This window comes from uncultured Caballeronia sp., assembly GCF_964243625.1.
GTDB lineage: Bacteria > Pseudomonadota > Gammaproteobacteria > Burkholderiales > Burkholderiaceae > Caballeronia.
On sequence record NZ_CAXTGZ010000483.1, the window covers coordinates 1 to 2083 of the forward strand.

Annotated in this window: 2 protein-coding genes and 1 pseudogene (1 of these 3 cut by a window edge); 1 reads left to right on the forward strand and 2 read right to left on the reverse strand. The window is 62.5% G+C overall.

What is annotated here, in order from left to right; all coding sequences use genetic code 11:
• Together ACFFAR_RS25225 and ACFFAR_RS25230 are read right to left on the reverse strand one after the other, a co-directional pair.
• The coding region (locus tag ACFFAR_RS25225) for a formate dehydrogenase (RefSeq protein ID WP_375508663.1) at window positions 1-1014 on the reverse strand (1014 nt) is incomplete at its 3' end.
• Complete coding sequence (locus ACFFAR_RS25230) at window positions 1011-1517, reverse strand: NAD(P)H-dependent oxidoreductase subunit E (RefSeq protein ID WP_174364398.1); 507 nt, start codon at window positions 1515-1517, stop codon at window positions 1011-1013. The genes ACFFAR_RS25230 and ACFFAR_RS25225, both read right to left, overlap by 4 nt.
• 129 nt (window positions 1518-1646) lie before the next feature.
• On the opposite strand from ACFFAR_RS25230, the pseudogene ACFFAR_RS25235 reads away from it, so the two are divergent.
• Window positions 1647-2083, forward strand: a pseudogene (locus tag ACFFAR_RS25235) (substrate-binding domain-containing protein); it runs 660 nt beyond the window's last position.

The following is a 2083-nucleotide window of genomic DNA, read 5'->3' on the forward strand; positions in this document are numbered from 1 at the left end:
CGGCAGCGTGCCGCGTGAACGGCCCATGCCGAAGTCGCGGTAGAACGCCGCGCCCTTGGCGAAGATGATGGGCACGGTTGCCAGTGTGATGACGTTGTTGATCACCGTCGGCTGGCCGAACAAACCGACCAGCGCAGGAACCGGCGGCTTCGCGCGCACCACGCCGCGTTTTCCTTCCAGCGATTCCAGCAGCGCGGTTTCCTCACCGCAAACATACGAGCCCGCGCCCTTGGCGACTTCGAGTTCGAACACCTTGCCGCTGCCGAGCACATTCGCACCGAGCCAGCCGGCTTCGCGCGCTTTGACAATCGCGCGGTTCAGCGTGGTGATCGCGTGCGGATATTCGCTGCGCACATAGATGTAGCCTTTCGTCGCGTTCGTCACGATCCCCGCGATGATCATCCCTTCGATCAACATGTACGGATCGCTTTCCATCACGAGGCGGTCTGAGAACGTGCCGGAATCGCCTTCGTCGGCGTTGCAGACCACGTACTTCTGCGGCGCCACGGCCGCGCGAACCGTACGCCATTTGATGCCGGCCGGGAATGCCGCGCCGCCGCGTCCGCGCAAGCCGGATTCGAGCAGCGCTTCACATGCGGCGTCGCCATCGGTTTCGAGCGCACGACGCAGACCTTCGAGGCCGCCGTGGGCGACGTAGTCATCGGTGGAAAGCGGGTCTGTGATGCCGATGCGCGCGAATGTCAGCCGCTGCTGGTTCGCAAGCCACGGCATGGTGTCGACCACGCCGATGCGCTTGTCATGCGCAGCGCCGGTAACAAAGCCGGCGTCGAAGAGGGCGGGGACATCGTCTTCATCGACGTTCGAATAGCCGATACGGCCTTCCGCCGTCTCGACTTCGACGAGCGGTTCGAGCCACAACATGCCGCGCGAACCGTTACGCACGATCTCGACTTCAATGCCGCGTTTCTGGGCTTCCGAAGCAACGGCCAGCGCAACGCGATTGGCGCCGAGCGCCAGCGCCGAGGAATCGCAGGGAACGTAGATGCGTGTCATACCAGGTCCTCCACGCTCGTGTGAACGCGCGCCTCTTCAAATAGCCGATCGAATTTTTGCGGCGTGACGCGGGCGTACAGCTCGCCATTGATCGTCATGGCCGGCGACAACGCGCATTGCCCGAGGCAATAGACGGTTTCGAGTTCGGTATCGGGCTGATGACCGGAGTCGAACTTGCAGCCGGTATGTCCTTCGATATGCTCGGCCAGCGCCTCCGTTCCCATGCTCTTGCACGCTTCGGCGCGGCATAGCTGAACCGTGACGCGCGCCGGCGGTTCCGAGCGGAAGTGGTGGTAATAGGTGATCACGCCATGCACTTCGGCGCGCGAAAGCGACATCGCCACGGCGAGCGGGGCGATGACATCGGCAGGAATGAAGCCGGCCTCGTCCTGGATCGCGTGCAGCACGGCGATCAGCGACGCACCTGGTTTCAAGTGGCGCGCAACGCGTTCGTCGGGCGTGACGGCGGGTTCATTCGGGTTGCTACTGGCAATCTGGACCATGTGGGGAGTCTCCATCGCTCGGCATATGTTTTATTAATGCATATATCGGTCTTATAATCGCTGTACCGAGCCTCTGATATGCAAGATACGAGGCTATCCAGTCGATGGCAATAGGAACAACAACTGCATATGATCGACGTTGAATGCCGGACCGAACTCGTCTTGCGCGATGCAGCAGGCCGCGAAGCCAGTCTCAGCGCGGCCGTGCCGCTTTTGCTGCTCGTTTCGCAGACCGGAAGTATTGCGCAGGCAGCATCAGCTAAGGGTTTGTCCTACCGGCATTCGTGGGGCCTGTTGCGCGAAATCGAGACACGATTGGGCGGCGCGCTGATCACCAAGTCGCGCGGGCGCGGGTCGGTGTTGTCGGAACTCGGTGAAGCCGTCTTGCGGGCGCAGCGTATGTCGAACGATCGGCTCGACGGTCCGCTTCAGGCGGTGGCGAGCGAAGTAGCCGGTGAGTTGAACCGGCGGTTGTTGCGCGCGGTCAGTGAAGTCCGTATTCACGCGTCGCACGGTTATGCGGTCGCGGCGCTCGTCGGTGCGCTGGCCGCAAAACGGATTCCCGC

Bases quoted from the DNA above. Each gene is read 5' to 3' on its own strand.
- ACFFAR_RS25230 (WP_174364398.1), bottom strand. From the start codon at position 1,517: ATGGTCCAGATTGCCAGTAGCAACCCGAATGAACCCGCCGTCACGCCC.